This window comes from Methylobacterium sp. Leaf88, assembly GCF_001422795.1.
In the GTDB taxonomy this organism is placed as follows: domain Bacteria; phylum Pseudomonadota; class Alphaproteobacteria; order Rhizobiales; family Beijerinckiaceae; genus Methylobacterium.
In genome coordinates, this window is sequence record NZ_LMMK01000045.1 from 430,770 (window position 1) to 445,599 (window position 14,830).

At 70.6% G+C, this 14,830-nt stretch carries 14 protein-coding genes; 7 read left to right on the forward strand and 7 right to left on the reverse strand.

Going from position 1 to position 14,830, the window contains the following annotated elements; genetic code table 11:
* Positions 1-81: 81 nt before the first annotated feature.
* Positions 82-561, reverse strand: a complete 480-nt coding sequence (locus ASF20_RS18540; RefSeq protein ID WP_156394231.1) for a hypothetical protein — start codon at positions 559-561, stop codon at positions 82-84.
* Positions 562-819: 258 nt separating this feature from the next.
* On the opposite strand from ASF20_RS18540, the gene ASF20_RS18545 reads away from it, so the two are divergent.
* Both ASF20_RS18545 and grpE read left to right on the forward strand, forming a co-directional pair.
* A complete protein-coding gene (locus ASF20_RS18545; protein WP_056219367.1) occupies positions 820-3,609 on the forward strand; it encodes a [protein-PII] uridylyltransferase in 2,790 nt (929 codons plus the stop codon).
* 92 nt (positions 3,610-3,701) lie between these two features.
* On the forward strand, positions 3,702-4,319 hold the full coding sequence (gene grpE / locus ASF20_RS18550; RefSeq protein WP_056218229.1) for a nucleotide exchange factor GrpE: 618 nt from the start codon (positions 3,702-3,704) through the stop codon (positions 4,317-4,319).
* A 169-nt stretch (positions 4,320-4,488) separates the two neighbouring features.
* On the opposite strand, the gene ASF20_RS18555 is transcribed toward grpE, so the two are convergent.
* The 6 genes from ASF20_RS18555 to ASF20_RS18580 form a co-directional block, all read right to left on the reverse strand.
* Positions 4,489-5,448 (reverse strand): hypothetical protein, encoded by a 960-nt coding sequence (locus ASF20_RS18555; protein ID WP_056218226.1) that lies wholly within the window; start codon positions 5,446-5,448, stop codon positions 4,489-4,491.
* Between the two features lie 116 nt (positions 5,449-5,564).
* Positions 5,565-6,242 (reverse strand): alpha-ketoglutarate-dependent dioxygenase AlkB, encoded by a 678-nt coding sequence (locus ASF20_RS18560; protein ID WP_056276553.1) that lies wholly within the window; start codon positions 6,240-6,242, stop codon positions 5,565-5,567.
* 11 nt (positions 6,243-6,253) lie between these two features.
* On the reverse strand, positions 6,254-6,892 hold the full coding sequence (locus tag ASF20_RS18565; RefSeq protein WP_056218219.1) for a 2,3-bisphosphoglycerate-dependent phosphoglycerate mutase: 639 nt from the start codon (positions 6,890-6,892) through the stop codon (positions 6,254-6,256).
* 229 nt (positions 6,893-7,121) lie between these two features.
* Complete coding sequence (gene dapB, locus ASF20_RS18570; protein ID WP_056276556.1) at positions 7,122-7,919, reverse strand: 4-hydroxy-tetrahydrodipicolinate reductase; 798 nt, start codon at positions 7,917-7,919, stop codon at positions 7,122-7,124.
* A 77-nt stretch (positions 7,920-7,996) separates the two neighbouring features.
* Positions 7,997-8,710: a MarC family protein gene (locus tag ASF20_RS18575; protein WP_056276559.1), complete on the reverse strand. Its 714-nt coding sequence runs from the start codon at positions 8,708-8,710 to the stop codon at positions 7,997-7,999.
* Positions 8,711-8,714: 4 nt separating this feature from the next.
* Positions 8,715-9,449 carry a class I SAM-dependent methyltransferase gene (locus ASF20_RS18580; protein ID WP_056218206.1) on the reverse strand — a complete coding sequence of 245 codons (735 nt, stop codon included), beginning with the start codon at positions 9,447-9,449 and terminating at the stop codon, positions 8,715-8,717.
* 248 nt (positions 9,450-9,697) lie between these two features.
* On the opposite strand from ASF20_RS18580, the gene gloB reads away from it, so the two are divergent.
* From gloB to sucD, 5 genes are all read left to right on the forward strand, one after another.
* Positions 9,698-10,477: a hydroxyacylglutathione hydrolase gene (gene gloB, locus ASF20_RS18585; RefSeq protein WP_056276563.1), complete on the forward strand. Its 780-nt coding sequence runs from the start codon at positions 9,698-9,700 to the stop codon at positions 10,475-10,477.
* 260 nt (positions 10,478-10,737) lie between these two features.
* The gene (locus ASF20_RS18590) at positions 10,738-11,367 is read left to right on the forward strand and encodes a TetR family transcriptional regulator (RefSeq protein ID WP_338011819.1); all 630 of its coding nucleotides are present in this window, start codon (positions 10,738-10,740) and stop codon (positions 11,365-11,367) included.
* Between the two features lie 272 nt (positions 11,368-11,639).
* Positions 11,640-12,602 carry a malate dehydrogenase gene (gene mdh / locus ASF20_RS18595; protein WP_056218199.1) on the forward strand — a complete coding sequence of 321 codons (963 nt, stop codon included), beginning with the start codon at positions 11,640-11,642 and terminating at the stop codon, positions 12,600-12,602.
* Between the two features lie 107 nt (positions 12,603-12,709).
* On the forward strand, positions 12,710-13,906 hold the full coding sequence (gene sucC / locus ASF20_RS18600; protein ID WP_056276566.1) for an ADP-forming succinate--CoA ligase subunit beta: 1,197 nt from the start codon (positions 12,710-12,712) through the stop codon (positions 13,904-13,906).
* 8 nt (positions 13,907-13,914) lie between these two features.
* Positions 13,915-14,799 carry a succinate--CoA ligase subunit alpha gene (sucD, locus tag ASF20_RS18605; RefSeq protein WP_056218190.1) on the forward strand — a complete coding sequence of 295 codons (885 nt, stop codon included), beginning with the start codon at positions 13,915-13,917 and terminating at the stop codon, positions 14,797-14,799.
* Positions 14,800-14,830 lie beyond the last annotated feature (31 nt).

A 14,830-nucleotide genomic window follows, 5' to 3' on the forward strand; every position in this document is an offset into this window, starting at 1 on the left:
GGACGCGCCCGGTGCCCCTAGCACGCCGGGCCGGAGGGTCCAACGCGGCGTGTCGGGGGCGGCGATCGGGTCAGGGCGCGGTCAGGGACGGGCGCTCTGGGGCGGCGTGGCGCTCGGGCCCACCCGGCCCGGGGCGGCGCCGGTGGCGGGGGCCTCGTCGGCCCCCGGGCTCGCCGGGTTCGCCTGCGCGGTGCAGACCACCGCTTCCTTCTGCAGCTGCACGTAGCAGATGCTCATCTCGCCGGTGCGGTAATTGACCCGGAACACCCCCGCCTCGCGGGTGTGGCGGGAGGCGACCAGGCCGTATTCCGACGGGGCCTGGGCGCTCGCGCCCTCGCCGGCGCCGTAGCAGACGGTGACGCCGACGCTGCCCACCGCGCCCTCGCGCAGGCCGTACTGGCAGGAGGTCACCTCGCCCGTGACCTTGTCGACGCGATAGACCCGGTTGAGGTCGATCTGGGGGGCCGGCACGAACTCGAAGGAGGCCGCCCAGGCCGGCGCGGCGAGGGCCGGGAGCAGGCCGGCCGTGACGACGAGGGCCCGGGCGGGGCGGGCGGACATCGGACGCAGGATCGAACGCATCGGGAGCCTTCGTGAATGCTGAGGTGCGCAGAGCGGTGGGGGTCGGGCGGGAAACGACGCGACGCTAGCGCCGGCTTACGGCGCAACCGTGGCCCGACGGATCGCCGCGCGCGGGAACGCAGGACGCCGCGACGGCGCGGGAAGCAGATCGAAACTGCGCCGCGATCCCGCAGCCGTGCGGTGCCCGCGCGGTGATGCCGCTGGCGTCATTCCGCCAACATGCTAACGGGGTTGGCCATGTTCGACGCCGTCGCCGCCCTCCACGACATCCTCGAGAACCTGGACCGCGACGCCCGCGAGGCGACGCGCCTGCGGGCGGTCCTCGTGCCGGAGCTGCGCCGGGTGATCGAGCTCGGGCGCGCCGATGCCGAGGCGCGGCTCCTGGAGGAGCGCGACGGCATCGCCTGCGCCCAGCGCCTGAGCCGGCTCACCGACGCGGTGATCCGGACCATCCACGACGCGGTGGTGTGGCGGCTCTATCCGAACGACAATCCCTCCACCGGGGAGCAGCTCGCCGTGGTGGCCACCGGCGGCTACGGCCGGGGCACCATGGCCCCGGGCTCGGACATCGATCTCCTGTTCCTGCTGCCCTACAAGCAGACGGCCTGGTCCGAGAGCGTCGTCGAGGCGATGCTCTACGTGCTGTGGGACCTCAAGCTGAAGGTCGGCCACGCCACCCGCTCGGTGGAGGAGTGCCTGCGCGAGGGCCGGGCCGACATGACCATCCGGACCTCGCTCCTCGAGGCGCGCTACCTGTTCGGCACCCGCGCCCTGTTCGAGGAGCTCGTCACCCGCTTCGACACCGAGCTGGTGATGTGGACCGCACCGGAATTCGTCGAGGCGAAGCTGCGCGAACGCGACGCGCGGGTCTCGAAGGCGGGCGCCTCGCGCTACCTCGTCGAGCCCAACGTGAAGGACGGCAAGGGAGGCCTGCGCGACCTCAACACCCTGTTCTGGATCGCCAAGTACACCTACCGGGTCCGCGACCAGAGCGAGCTCGTGGCCGCCGGCCTCTTCACGCCGGAGGAGTACCGGGTGTTCGAGCGCTGCGACGAGCTCCTGTGGCGGGTGCGCTGCCACATGCACTTCGTCACCGGCCGGGCCGAGGAACGCCTGTCCTTCGGCCTGCAGCCGAAGATCGCCGAGCGCTTCGGCTACGAGCCGCGCGGCGGGCTCTCCGGCGTCGAGCGCTTCATGAAAGCGTATTTCCTGATCGCCAAGGAGGTCGGGGACCTCACCGCCATCGTCTGCGCGGCGCTGGAGGCGCGCCACGCCAAGCGCACCCCGGTGCTCGACCGCTGGATCGGCCGGTTCCGCGACCGCTTCCGCGCCACCGCCATCGAGGCGGAGGACTTCGTCGACGATCACGGCCGCATCAACCTGCGCGACCCGGACGCCTTCAGCCGAGACCCCGTGAACCTGATCCGGCTGTTCTGGCTCGCCGACCGGCACAACCTGCCGATCCACCCCGACGCCACCCGGGCGGCCAACCGCTCCCTGCGCCTGATCGGCCATTCCCTGCGGGCGGACGAGGAGGCCAACCGGCTCTTCCTCGACATCCTGACCTCGAAGAACTCGCCCGAGACCATCCTGCGGCTGATGAACGAGGCCGGCGTGCTCGGCCGCTTCATCCCGGATTTCGGCCGCATCGTCGCGATGATGCAGTTCAACATGTACCATCACTTCACGGTGGACGAGCACCTGCTGCGCGCCATCGGGGTGCTCTCGGCCATCGAGTCCGGGCGCACCGAGGAGGAGCATCCCCTCGCCACCCGCCTGATCAACACGATCAGCAACCGGCGCGCCCTCTACGTCACGGTACTGCTGCACGACATCGCCAAGGGCCGGCCGGAGGACCATTCCATCGCGGGCGCCGCCATCGCGGAGAAGCTCGGGCCGCGCTTCGGCCTGACGCCGGCCGAGACCGAACTGATGGCCTGGCTGGTGGAGCATCACCTGCTGATGTCGATGACCGCCCAGAGCCGCGACCTCTCGGACCCGAAGACCATCGAGAAGTTCGCCGGCGTGGTGCAGACCCTGGAGCGCCTGAAGCTCCTCACCATCCTGACGGTGGCCGACATCAAGGCCGTGGGGCCCGGCGTCTGGACCGCCTGGAAGGGCACCCTGATCCGCACCCTCTACGACGAGACCGAGGTGGTGCTGTCCGGCGGCCATTCCGAGATCGCGCGCACCGACCGGGTGCGCCTGATCCAGATGGCCCTGCGCGAGCAGCTCAGCGACTGGCAGGCCGAGCTGTTCGACGCCTACGCGGCGCGGCACAACCAGGCCTACTGGCTGAAGGTCGACACCACCCGCCAGTACAAGCACGCGGGCTTCGTCAAGGCGCTGACGGCCGAGGGGCGGACGGTGGCCACCGCCACGGAGACCGACCCGGTCCGCGGCGTCACCGAGCTGACGATCTACTCGCCGGATCATCCGCGCCTGCTCGCCATCGTCACCGGGGCCTGCGCGGCCTCGGGGGGCAACATCGTCGACGCGCAGATCTTCACCACCACGGATGGCTTCGCCCTCGATTCGATCTTCATCTCGCGCGCCTTCGAGCGGGACGAGGACGAGCTGCGCCGGGCCGGCCGCATCACCGCCGCGATCGAGAAGGCGCTGCGCGGCGAGATCCGCATCGCCGACCTCGTGGCCGACAAGCACCCGCCGAGCGAGCGGGCGCGGACCTTCCTGGTTCCGCCCGACATGGCGATCGACAATGCCCTGTCGAGCCGCGAGACCGTGATCGAGATCACCGGCCTCGATCGCCCGGGCCTGCTCTACGAGCTGACCACGGCGCTCAGCCGGCTCAGCCTCAACATCACCTCAGCCCACGTGGCGACCTTCGGTGAGCGGGCGGTGGACGTGTTCTACGTCACCGACCTCACCGGCACCCGGGTGACCCAGCCCGACCGCCAGGTGGCGATTCGGACGGCCGTGATGGAAGTCTTCGCCAGCGACGTGGCCGCCCTCCGGGCCGAGGGACTCGATGCGCTGATCGACTCGCCGCCTCCGCGCGAGGCTTGAGTGGGGCCGGACGGCGCCGCGCGCTTGATTTCAGCGCGTCACCGCCTGATATCAGCGCCAACCCCGACACAGATAGTCTCTGACGAAACCACATGATGGCGAACGACATGCACGATGAGCGGCGCGACCCGGCCCAGGCGGTCGAGGAGACCCCAGGGGCCGCGCAGGCCGAGTCCGCCGGATCCGGCGAGGCGATGCAGGCCGATGCGCTGGCCTCCCTCGTGGCCGAGCGCGACGAGCTGAAGGACCGGGTGCTGCGCACCCTGGCCGAGATGGAGAACCTGCGTCGGCGCACCGAGCGCGAGGTTGCCGATGCCCGCGCCTACGCGGTGACCAACTTCGCCCGCGATCTCCTGAATTCCGCCGACAACATCCGGCGGGCCCTCGAGAGCATTCCCGAAGCGGACCGAGCGAGCGCCGACGGCGCCTTCAAGGCCTTGATCGACGGGATCGAGCTCACCGAGCGCGATCTCGCCAAGACCCTGGAGCGGCACGGCGTCAAGCTGATCGAGCCGAAGGGCCAGCGCTTCGACCCCAACCGCCACCAGGCCATGTTCGAGGTGCCCGACCCGGAGGTTCCCGCCGGCACGGTCGTGCAGGTCATGCAGGCCGGCTACATCATCGGCGACCGCGTCCTGCGCCCGGCGCTGGTGGGGGTGGCCAAGGGCGGCCCGAAGCCGGCCGCCGCCAACCCTGGTGACGCCGCCTGAGCGGGGCGCCTGCGACCCTCCCCCCTCTGCGGGGGAGAGTGCCTGCGCAGCAGGCGGGAGAGGGGAAACCCTCGCCGGCACCGTCGCTTCCCTCATCCGACCCGCTTCGCGGGCCACCTTACTCCCGCGGAGGGGAGAAGGACCCTGCGACCGGGTCGAACGGTCGCCCCTACCGCAGTTGCACGCTGTCCACGACCTCGCGGAACTTCGCCAGCACACCCTCGCGCTTCTCGGCCTTCACGACGCCGACGGCGCGCAGGTAGCCGTCCGGCGCGAAGCGGATCGTCTGCGAGATGACCACCGGCGTGCCGGACGCCGTGTCCACCGCACGCGCCACGATCTCGTGCCAGTCGACGCCGTTCTGGCGGTAGCTCTGGGCCCGCTCGATCACGAAGTCCTTCATCGTCTGGTTCGAGTAGAGCGCGGCGCGCGCGAAGGCGTCGCGCTGCTCGGTGGCCGGCGGCGGCTGCACCGCCTGGGCCAGAACCAGGATCGGCTGCTCCAGGCCGAGCATCTCGTCCTTCGTGCCCTGCGTCAGCAGCACCGAATTGCCGGCGAGGACGCGCACCGGACGAAAGCCGGCGTCGTTGCCGATGCGGAAGGGCAGGGCGGCGACCTGCTGCTCCAGGGTCAGCGCCGGCCGGATGTGGATGCCGGTCAGCAGCCGCTTCATGGTCTCCTCGGTCTCGGCATCGGGCGTCGCCTGCGCGATGATGATGCCGGTCACGGTCGGATCGCCGACGAGGAGCATCCACTTCTTGATCGCCGGGGTCCCGGCCGCTTCCACCGCCGGCTGCTCACCCGTGAACAGCACCGCGTCGACGTCGCCCGCCACCTTGATGGCCTGCCGGCTGCTGACGATGAAGCCCTGGGCCTTCAGGTTGGCGTCGGTGAAGTTGGTTTCGAGGTCGGCGAAGGCGTTGGCCGGCAACTCCACCACCGAGACCGTCGCGCCGCCCTCCAGCCGCTCCAGGCCCGAGAAGCGCTTGGAGGAGACCATGTCGGAGGGCGGATCGAAGCCGAAGCGCGAACTCGGCGGGAAGACCGGATCCGCCGCCAACGCCGGCGCGGCCAGTCCCAGGGCGAGGACCAGGAGGGAAACCGGACGAACGAGGTTACGCAGACGCATCGAATCGATTCTCCGCAAGGCCCCGGTCTCGCACCGGGCAGGTCCGCCGGGTCGCCCCTTGCGGGGCAGCCGGCGCTGAGGCTGACCCGATGGGTCGACTCAACACCCCGCCGCTGTCAAGCGCCCGAGGGCCGCGTCACGCGTCGCAGGGTCAGGTTGCAGCGTCCGCCCGGCATGAGGAAATCCGGCAGCGGTCCGGGGGCGGTGCCCTGGAGCAGGTCCGGGGCCTCCGCGACGAGGCGGTCGATTCCGTGATGGATCAGCCGTGCGGGCCCGCCGATCACGAGCGCGTCACCGGCCCGGAGGCGCACCGAGCGGGTCGGGTCCGACCGCCGGAGGCCGCCGTAGCGGAACAGGGCGGTGGCACCCAGCGAGAGCGAGAGGACGGGCGCGTCGAGGGCGTCCTCGTCCCGGTCCTGGTGCAGGCCCATGCGGGCGTCGGCCTCGTACAGGTTGACGAGGCAGGCCTCGGGCGGAGCGCCATACCCCGACAGGGCGTCCCAGGCGGCCCGCGCCGTGGGCGGGATGTCCGGCCAGGGGGTCTCCGTCACGGGATGGTGCGGCTGGTAGCGGTAGCCCGCCCGGTCGGACACCCAGCCGAGGGGGCCGCAATTCGACATCCGCACCGAGAAGGGCCGGTCGGTGCGGGGCATCCGCGGCGTGTAGGGCGGGGCGACCCGCAGCGCCGTCGCGAGTTCGGCGGCGAGGCGCGCCTGCGCCGCCGCGTCGAGGTAGCCCGGCCAATGGAGCAGGCCGGGAACGAGGACGATCCCGGCCGGATCACGGGACGCCATCGGTGCCGCGGTCAGACCTTGTGGTCGATGTCGTGCTCCAGCACCGTCTTGCTCTCCACCGTGGTGTCGGCCTTGAGCTGGTAGACGAGCGGGATGCCGGTGGCGATCTCGAGGCTGGCGATGGTCTTCGTGGTCATGCCGTCGAGCACCATCACCAGGGCGCGCAGGGAGTTGCCGTGGGCCGCCACCAGCACGCGCTCGCCCGCCATGACGCGGGGCAGGATGAACTGGATGTAGTAGGGCAGGACGCGCGCAGCGGTGTCCTTCAGGCTCTCGCCGCCGGGCGGCGGCACGTCGTAGGACCGGCGCCACTGGTGCACCTGGGCGTCGCCCCAGCGCTCGCGGGCGTCGTCCTTGTTGAGGCCGGAGAGGTCCCCGTAATCGCGCTCGTTCAGCGCCTCGTTGCGGATCGTCTCGACCCCCTCGAGGTCCATCTCCTCCAGGATCAGCGCGCAGGTGCGCTGGGCGCGCTTCAGGTTGGAGGTGAAGGCCACGTCGAAGCCGTAGCCCTGCTCCTTGAGCCAGCGCCCGGCATTGCGGGCTTCCTCGACGCCGAGATCCGTCAGCTCGGGATCACGCCAGCCCGTGAACAGCTTCTTGAGGTTCCATTCGCTCTGGCCATGGCGAGCGAGGACGAGAAGGCGATCCATCGGGCGATGATCCTCTTGGTCTTTGAGAGGGCACGGCCTCGGCGGAGGCACGGGCGAAGGGCGATGTTGCAGCGCAGCGAGCGCGCATCGGGCGGCTCATGCGCGCGTGAGTCTGAACGGCAGATGACGAAACGTCTCCGCCGGGTGTGGGCTCCGTCGGAAAGCCCGGAGACGTCTGACACCGGGAGACCGTCCTGAAGTCCGCCTGTCTCTGAAGCCCGAAGGTCTCCTAAAGCCCGAGGACGTCGTCCATCCCGTAGAGGCCGGGCGGCTTGGCGAAGGCCCAGAGCGCGGCCCGCACGGCGCCGCGGGCGAAGATCGCCCGGTCCTCGGCGTGGTGGCCGACGGTGATCCGCTCGCCCGGGCCGGCGAAGACCACGCTGTGGTCGCCCACCACCGTGCCGCCGCGCAGGGTGGCGAAGCCGATGTCGCCGGGCCGGCGCGGGCCGGTGTGTCCGTCGCGGGTGGAGACCCGGGTGTCGGCGAGCGCGACCCCACGCCCCTCCGCCGCGGCCTCCCCGAGGAGGAGGGCGGTGCCGGAGGGGGCGTCGACCTTCATGCGGTGGTGCATCTCGACGATCTCGATGTCGAAATCCTCCCCGAGGGCCGCCGCCATCCGGCGCACGAGGCCGGCGACGAGGTTGACCCCGAGGGACATGTTGCCCGAGCGCACGATGCGGGCATGGTGGGCGGCCGCCGCGAGCTTGGCGAGATCGGCCTCCTGCAGGCCCGTGGTGCCGACCACGTGGACGATGCGGGCCTGCGCGGCGAGCTCGGCGAAGAAGGTGGTGGCGGCGGGCGCCGTGAAGTCGAGGACGCCCTCGGCCGCCGCGAAGATCGGCAGCGGATCGTCCGTCACCGCGACGCCGAGGGGCGCCAAGCCCGCGAGCGTGCCGGCATCCTGCCCCAGCGCGGGGGAGCCCGCGCGCTCGATGGCGCCCGACAGGGTGCAGCCCTCGGTCTCCGCCACCGCGCGGATCAGCATCCGCCCCATGCGCCCGTCGGCGCCGACCACCACGAGCCGCATCGTCCTCAGCCTCCAGAGCGTGTCGCCAACGGGCGCGTCCGCGTTGCGGTACAGCCTCCGGCCGGACCCGACAAGGATCAGCGCCCCGCCTGCGCCAGCAGGGGGCCGAGCACGTCCGTGACGCCGTTCACGGTGATCTGGGTGCCGACGCAGAGGAGCAGGAAGGCGAAGAGGCGCCCGAGCACCCGCGCGCCGACGGGGCCGATCCAGGTCACCACCCGGTCGGCCGAGCCGTAGGTGAAGCGCACGAGCACGGCGATGGCGAGCGCTGCCAGGGACATGCCCACGTAGAAGCCGATCCGGTCGGGGCCCGGTGCCGGGCGGTTGGAGCCCAGCGCGATCGCCACCGCGATGGTGCCGGGTCCGGTGGTGAAGGGCAGGGTCAGGGGAAAGAACGCGATCTCGGCCAAGTTCCCGGCCGAGTTCCCGGCCGAGTTCCCGGCCGGTTCCCGGGTCGCCTCCGCCTGCTTGCGTGCCTCCCGCGCCTCGGGCGCCGTCAGGAGGGTCCAGGCCGAGGCCGCCACCACGAGGCCCCCGGCGATGCGCAGAGCGGCCAGGGAGACGCCGAAGAAGTTCAGGATCGGCGCACCGGCCCAGAGCGTCGAGAGCATGATCAGGGCGGCGTAGAAGCCGATGCGCCTGGCGAGCTCCAGGCGCTCGGCATGGGAGTTCAGGGCGGTCACCTGCGCGAAGATCAGCGACGAGCCGACCGGGTTCACGATGGAGAACAGCGAGGAGAAGGCGAGCACGAAGCTCTGCAGCGCCGCCTCGGGCGCAATCAGACTCAGCATCCGCTCAGCCCGGTGAGGGGGCGGGCACCAGCACGCGGGCCGGTGCGAGGCGGGCCACCTTGCGCACCCGGCGCACGGCGACGGGGCGGTAGAGCTGCTTGGTGGCGTCGACCACGTGCAGCCCGGCGAAGGGCAGCGACAGGCTCGTGCCCATCCGTTCCCAGGCCCCGGCCGTGCGCAGCAGCAGCCGGTTCTCCACCGGGGGCATGTAGAGAGTCTCGGCCCAGCCCTCGGGAGAGAACTGGGTGGTGCGCATCAGCCGGGCGAGTTGCGAGCGGCTGTAGGGCTGGCCATGCCCGAAGGGGGTCGCGTCGCGCCGGGCCCAGACGCCCCGGCGGTTCGGCACCACCAGGATCATGCGCCCGCCCGGCGTCAGCACCCGCCAGACGTCCTGCAGGAGTTCTGTCGGGCTCTCGACGGATTCCAGCGCATGGACGAGGATCACCCGGTCCACGGCCGCCTCCGGCAGGGGCATCATGGTCGGGTCGGCCAGCGCCGAGCAGGAGCGGCCGCTGCCGGGCCAGTTCACCACCCCCTGCGTCGCCGGCATGAAGGCCAGCGTCCGTTCGGCGATGACGTGGACGGGGCCGAGATAGGGCGTGGCGTAGCCGAGCCCGAGGACACGCAGGCCGGAGACCGAGCCGAGGAAGCCGTGGATCGCGCGCGCCACGATGCGATGCGTCACCCCCCCGAGGGGGCTCGCATAAAAGGCGCGCAGATCGGTGACGTCGAGGCGCATGGCTCGGGTTTCGGTACGATCGCGCGGCTCGGGTCGGGGTCGGCTCGGAGACGCGCGACGAGAAAGGCTCACCCGCATCAATGGGGGCCGACGCCCGGCCCGACAAGCCCGGATCGGCGGAAGGCCCGGGAAGGCCGGGGGAAACGGCCCCTGGACCTGTCTCCGCCCGCACCCATCTTCGTGTGCCGCAGCGATGGTCCGCCGCGCGCCGCGCCGGCGCGGCCATTCCCCGTCCGGAAGGAAGCCCCATGACCGCCCCGAAGCCCGAGATCCGCACCTTCCTGTGCCGCAGCGACAATATCGGGGTCCTGATCCATGATCCCGCCACCGGCGCCTGCGCCGCCATCGACGTGCCCGAGGCCGGCCCCGTGCTGGCGGCCCTCGACGAGACCGGCTGGACCCTCACCGACATCCTCGTCACGCATCGGCATGCCGACCACGTGGAGGGCATCCCGGAGGTGAAGCGCCGCACCGGCGCGCGGGTGACGGCGCCCCTGAAGGCCGGTGACGCCGTGCCGGAGGTCGACGCCACGGTCGCGGAGGGCGACGTGGTCCGGGTCGGCGACCTCACGGCGCGGGTCTGGGAGACGCCGGGGCACTGCGCCGACCATATCACCTACTGGTTCGAGGAAGCGGGCGCGGTCTTTGCCGGCGACACCCTGTTCACCCTCGGCTGCGGCCGGGTGATGGAGGCGGAGCCCGCCACCCTGTGGCGCTCCCTGGAGCGCTTCCTGCCGCTGCCCGACGAGACGCAGGTCTACAGCGGCCACGACTACGTGCTCTCCAATGCGCGCTTCGCGCTGGCGGCCGAGCCCGGCAACGCCGCCCTCGCCGTCCGGGCCGCCGAGGCCGAGCGTGCCAGGGCGGAGGGCCGCTTCCTGATTCCCACCACCCTGGGGGCCGAGCGCGCGACCAATCCGTTCCTGCGCGCCGGCGAGCCGAGTCTCGCTCAAAGCGTGGATCTGGCCCCCGGCACCCACCCGTCGGTTGTCTTTGCCGCACTGAGGGCCTGGAAGAACCGGTTCTGAGTCGTTAAAGGGGCGTTACAGCGGGGCTGGTGCTGTCATTGATCTTGGCCTCGTTGGACGATCCGGGGGGAAAATCCGCTTCTCGCGAAGCGGCTCCGCCCAGGAGGGTCCGTCCTGTCCATCCACGAGCCCCGGTGTCCGATTTGATGCAGCCGCCCGGCCCGCCCTTCGCCTTCGGGCACGAGATCGACCTCGGCGAGAGCCGGGGAAGCGAACCTTCGGACGACCGGAAAGCCCCGGAGGGCACCGTCCGCATCACGGTGCCGCGCGTCGCGCGTCCGGCACCGCGGGCTGCGGCTCCCCTGGCCGTCGATGCGCGGCTGCTCGCCGTCGCCACGGAGCACCTGCGGCGCCTCGGTCCCAAGCGGGTCACCGTGGTGGCCGTCGCCGCCGAAGCGGGCATGACGCATGCCAACGTCTACCGCTACTTCCCGTCGAAGGACGCGCTCCTCGATGCCGTGGCGGGGCGCTGGCTGCGCGACGTCGAGGCGGAACTCGCCCGCATCGCCGATGCGCCGGACCCGGCCGACGACAAGATCGAACGCCTGCTCACCGCCCTGGCCAGCGTCCAGCGCGAGACCCTGGTTCACGAGCCGAATCTCTTCGCCGTCCATCTCGATGCCACCGTGGGCGCCCGGCCCATCGCCCGGCGTCACCGAGTCCGGCTGCGCAGCCTGGTCGAGCGGGTTGTCGAGGAAGGGATCGGGGCCGGCGCCTTCATCGCCCGCGACCGCGAGCGGGCCATCGCCCACATCTTCGACGCCAGCTACCGCTTCACCCATCCGCTGGCGATTCAGCACGATGCCGACCTGCCGCGCGACCTCGTGGAAGCCCGCCTCGGCGCCGTGATTCTCGCGATCCAGAAGGTGCTGCGGACCGGTACCCTCTGAGGCTAAGTGACAGAATTTTTTGTCTGTCACTTGAGGCGCGCTGCCGGGCAGGATCGCTCTCCGTTCGTCTAATTCCTTATCGCGCTTACGCTTTTTCTCGCCCTCGCCGATGCGAAGGCGCCCCCGCCTTGGCCCGAACCCTGCTTTGACGTTCGTGCCTCGGTTGAAGCCCTGGGCCTTTTCGGCCACACACCGCCGCAGCAACGCGCCGGTGGTTTTCAAGCCTCCCAGCGCCGCGACCGCCACGCAAGGACCGGAGGTTCGTTTCCCCCATGGCACGCAGCAAAATCGCGCTCATCGGCGCTGGACAGATCGGTGGAACCCTCGCGCACCTCGCCGGCCTGAAGGAGCTCGGCGACGTCGTGCTGTTCGACATCGCCGACGGCGTCCCGCAGGGCAAAGGTCTCGACATCGCGGAATCCGCGCCCGTCGACGGCTTCGATGCGACCTACACGGGGGCCAGCGACTATGCGGCGATCGCCGGCGCCGACGTGGTGATCGTCACCGCCGGCGTGCCGCGCAAGCCCGGCATGAGCCGCGACGACCTGATCGGGATCAACCTGAAGGTCATGGAGGCCGTCGGCACCGGCATCAAGCAGCACGCGCCGGACGCCTTCGTCATCTGCATCACCAACCCCCTCGACGCGATGGTCTGGGCCCTGCAGAAATTCTCCGGCCTTCCCACCCACAAGGTGGTCGGCATGGCCGGCGTGCTCGATTCCGCCCGCTTCCGCCACTTCCTGGCCGACGAGTTCAAGGTCTCGGTGGAGGACGTCACCGCCTTCGTGCTCGGCGGCCACGGCGACGACATGGTCCCGCTGGTGCGCTACTCCACGGTGGCCGGCGTGCCGCTTCCCGACCTGGTCAAGCTCGGCTGGACCACCCAGGAGAAGCTCGACGCCATGGTCGAGCGCACCCGCAAGGGCGGCGGCGAGATCGTCAACCTGCTCAAGACCGGCTCGGCCTTCTACGCCCCCGCCGCCTCCGCCATCGCCATGGCCGAGAGCTACCTGCGCGACAAGCGCCGCGTGCTCCCCTGCGCCGCCTACCTCAACGGCGAGTACGGCGTCTCCGACATGTATGTCGGCGTCCCGATCGTGATCGGCGCCAACGGCGTCGAGCGCGTCCTCGAGGTCGACTTCAACGGCGACGAGAAGGCGATGTTCGACAAGTCGGTCGGTGCCGTGAAGACCCTGATCGAGGCCTGCAAGGGCGTGAACCCCGCGCTGGCCTAGTTCGACCGTCATTCCGGGCCGCCGACGCGGCGGGCTGGATCGCAACCTGTGTTTCTGGATCCCGGGTTCCGCTCTGCGGCCCCGGGATGACGTTGAGGGTCTCATCCATGAACATTCACGAGTACCAGGCCAAGGCGGTGCTGAAGGAATTCGGTCTGCCCGTCTCGCGCGGCGTGCCGATCTTCAAGCCCGAGGAGGCCGAGGCGGCCGCCAAGGAACTCGGCGGCCCGGTCTGGGTGGTGAAGTCGCAGATCCACGCGGGCGGTCGCGGCAAGGGCACCTTCAAGGGGGCGCCAGCCGGCGCCAAGGGCGGCGTGCGCGTCACCAAGTCCCTCGACGAGGTGAAGCAGTTCGCCGGCGAAATGCTGGGTCAGACCCTGGTCACGATCCAGACCGGCGAGGCCGGCAAGCAGGTCAACCGGCTCTACATCGAGGAGGGCGCCCAGATCGAGGCGGAGTTCTACCTCTCGATGCTGGTCGACCGCGAGACCGGCCGGGTCGCCTACGTCGTCTCGACGGAAGGCGGCATGGACATCGAGACGGTGGCGCACGACACGCCGGAAAAGATCGTCACCTTCTCCGTCGATCCCGCCACGGGCGTAATGCCCCATCACGGCCGCCTCGTCGCCAAGACGCTCGGCCTCACGGGCGCCCAGGCCAAGGAAGCCGGCGACCTCACCACCCGGCTCTACCAGGCGTTCACCGCCAAGGACATGAGCATGCTGGAGATCAACCCGCTGGTGCTCACCGGCGACGGCCATCTCAAGTGCCTCGACGCCAAGATCTCCTTCGACTCGAACGCCCTCTACCGCCACCCCGACATCGTCGCGCTCCGCGACGAGACCGAGGAGGACGCCAAGGAGATCGAGGCCTCGAAGTACGACCTCGCCTACATCGCCCTCGACGGCACCATCGGCTGCATGGTCAACGGCGCCGGCCTCGCCATGGCGACCCTCGACATCATCAAGCTCTACGGCGAGGAGCCGGCGAACTTCCTCGATGTCGGCGGCGGCGCCTCGGAGGAGAAGGTCACGGCGGCGTTCAAGATCATCACCGCCGATCCCCAGGTGAAGGGCATCCTCGTCAACATCTTCGGCGGCATCATGAAGTGCGACGTGATCGCCAACGGCGTGATCGCGGCGGTGAAGGCGGTCGGCCTGCAGGTGCCCCTGGTGGTGCGCCTGGAGGGGACCAACGTCGAGAAGGGCAAGGAGATCATCCGGAATTCCGGACTGAACGTGATCCCCGCCGACGACCTCGACGACGCCGCGCAGAAGATCGTCGCCGCCGTGAAGAAGGGCTGAGAGACCCCATGTCCATCCTGATCGACGCGAACACCAAGGTCCTCTGCCAGGGCTTCACCGGCAAGAACGGAACCTTCCACTCCGAGCAGGCCATCGCCTACGGCACCAGGATGGTCGGTGGTACCAGCCCGGGGAAGGGCGGCTCCAAGCACCTCAACCTGCCGGTCTTCGACACGGTGGCGGAAGCCCGCGAAGCCACGGGCGCCGACGCATCCGTCGTCTACGTGCCGCCGCCGGGGGCGGCGGACGCGATCTGCGAGGCGATCCAGGCGGAGATCCCGCTCATCGTCTGCATCACGGAGGGCATTCCGGTGCTCGACATGGTGCGGGTCAAGCGCGCGCTCGAAGGCTCGAAGTCCCGCCTCGTCGGCCCGAACTGCCCCGGCATCGTCACCGCAGGCCAGTGCAAGATCGGCATCATGCCGGCCAACATCTTCAAGCCGGGCTCGGTGGGCATCGTCTCCCGCTCCGGCACGCTGACCTACGAGGCCGTGTTCCAGACCACGAATGCCGGCCTCGGCCAGACCACCGCGGTGGGCATCGGCGGCGACCCGGTGAAGGGCACGGAGTTCATCTCCATGCTCGAGCTGTTCCTCGCCGACGACAAGACCGAGTCGATCGTCATGATCGGCGAGATCGGCGGCTCGGCCGAGGAAGAGGCGGCGCAGTTCCTGGCCGACGAGGCCAAGCGCGGCCGCAAGAAGCCCATGGTCGGCTTCATCGCCGGCCGCACGGCGCCTCCGGGCCGTCGCATGGGTCACGCGGGCGCCATCATCTCGGGCGGCAAGGGCGGCGCCGAGGACAAGATCGCCGCGATGGAAGCGGCCGGAATCCGGGTCTCGCCTTCGCCGGCGCGCCTCGGCAGCACCCTCGTCGAGGTTCTGCGCGGCTGACACGCGCGGGACGCGGGCCTCGCGTTGGTCG

Excerpts from the sequence above, each read along its gene's own strand:
- ASF20_RS18540 (WP_156394231.1), bottom strand. The coding sequence starts at position 561 with ATGTCCGCCCGCCCCGCCCGGGCCCTCGTCGTCACGGCCGGCCTGCTC.
- ASF20_RS18545 (WP_056219367.1), top strand. The coding sequence starts at position 820 with ATGTTCGACGCCGTCGCCGCCCTCCACGACATCCTCGAGAACCTGGAC.
- grpE (WP_056218229.1), top strand. The coding sequence starts at position 3,702 with ATGATGGCGAACGACATGCACGATGAGCGGCGCGACCCGGCCCAGGCG.
- ASF20_RS18555 (WP_056218226.1), bottom strand. The coding sequence starts at position 5,448 with ATGCGTCTGCGTAACCTCGTTCGTCCGGTTTCCCTCCTGGTCCTCGCC.
- ASF20_RS18560 (WP_056276553.1), bottom strand. The coding sequence starts at position 6,242 with ATGGCGTCCCGTGATCCGGCCGGGATCGTCCTCGTTCCCGGCCTGCTC.
- ASF20_RS18565 (WP_056218219.1), bottom strand. The coding sequence starts at position 6,892 with ATGGATCGCCTTCTCGTCCTCGCTCGCCATGGCCAGAGCGAATGGAAC.
- dapB (WP_056276556.1), bottom strand. The coding sequence starts at position 7,919 with ATGCGGCTCGTGGTGGTCGGCGCCGACGGGCGCATGGGGCGGATGCTG.
- ASF20_RS18575 (WP_056276559.1), bottom strand. The coding sequence starts at position 8,710 with ATGCTGAGTCTGATTGCGCCCGAGGCGGCGCTGCAGAGCTTCGTGCTC.
- ASF20_RS18580 (WP_056218206.1), bottom strand. The coding sequence starts at position 9,449 with ATGCGCCTCGACGTCACCGATCTGCGCGCCTTTTATGCGAGCCCCCTC.
- gloB (WP_056276563.1), top strand. The coding sequence starts at position 9,698 with ATGACCGCCCCGAAGCCCGAGATCCGCACCTTCCTGTGCCGCAGCGAC.
- mdh (WP_056218199.1), top strand. The coding sequence starts at position 11,640 with ATGGCACGCAGCAAAATCGCGCTCATCGGCGCTGGACAGATCGGTGGA.
- sucC (WP_056276566.1), top strand. The coding sequence starts at position 12,710 with ATGAACATTCACGAGTACCAGGCCAAGGCGGTGCTGAAGGAATTCGGT.
- sucD (WP_056218190.1), top strand. The coding sequence starts at position 13,915 with ATGTCCATCCTGATCGACGCGAACACCAAGGTCCTCTGCCAGGGCTTC.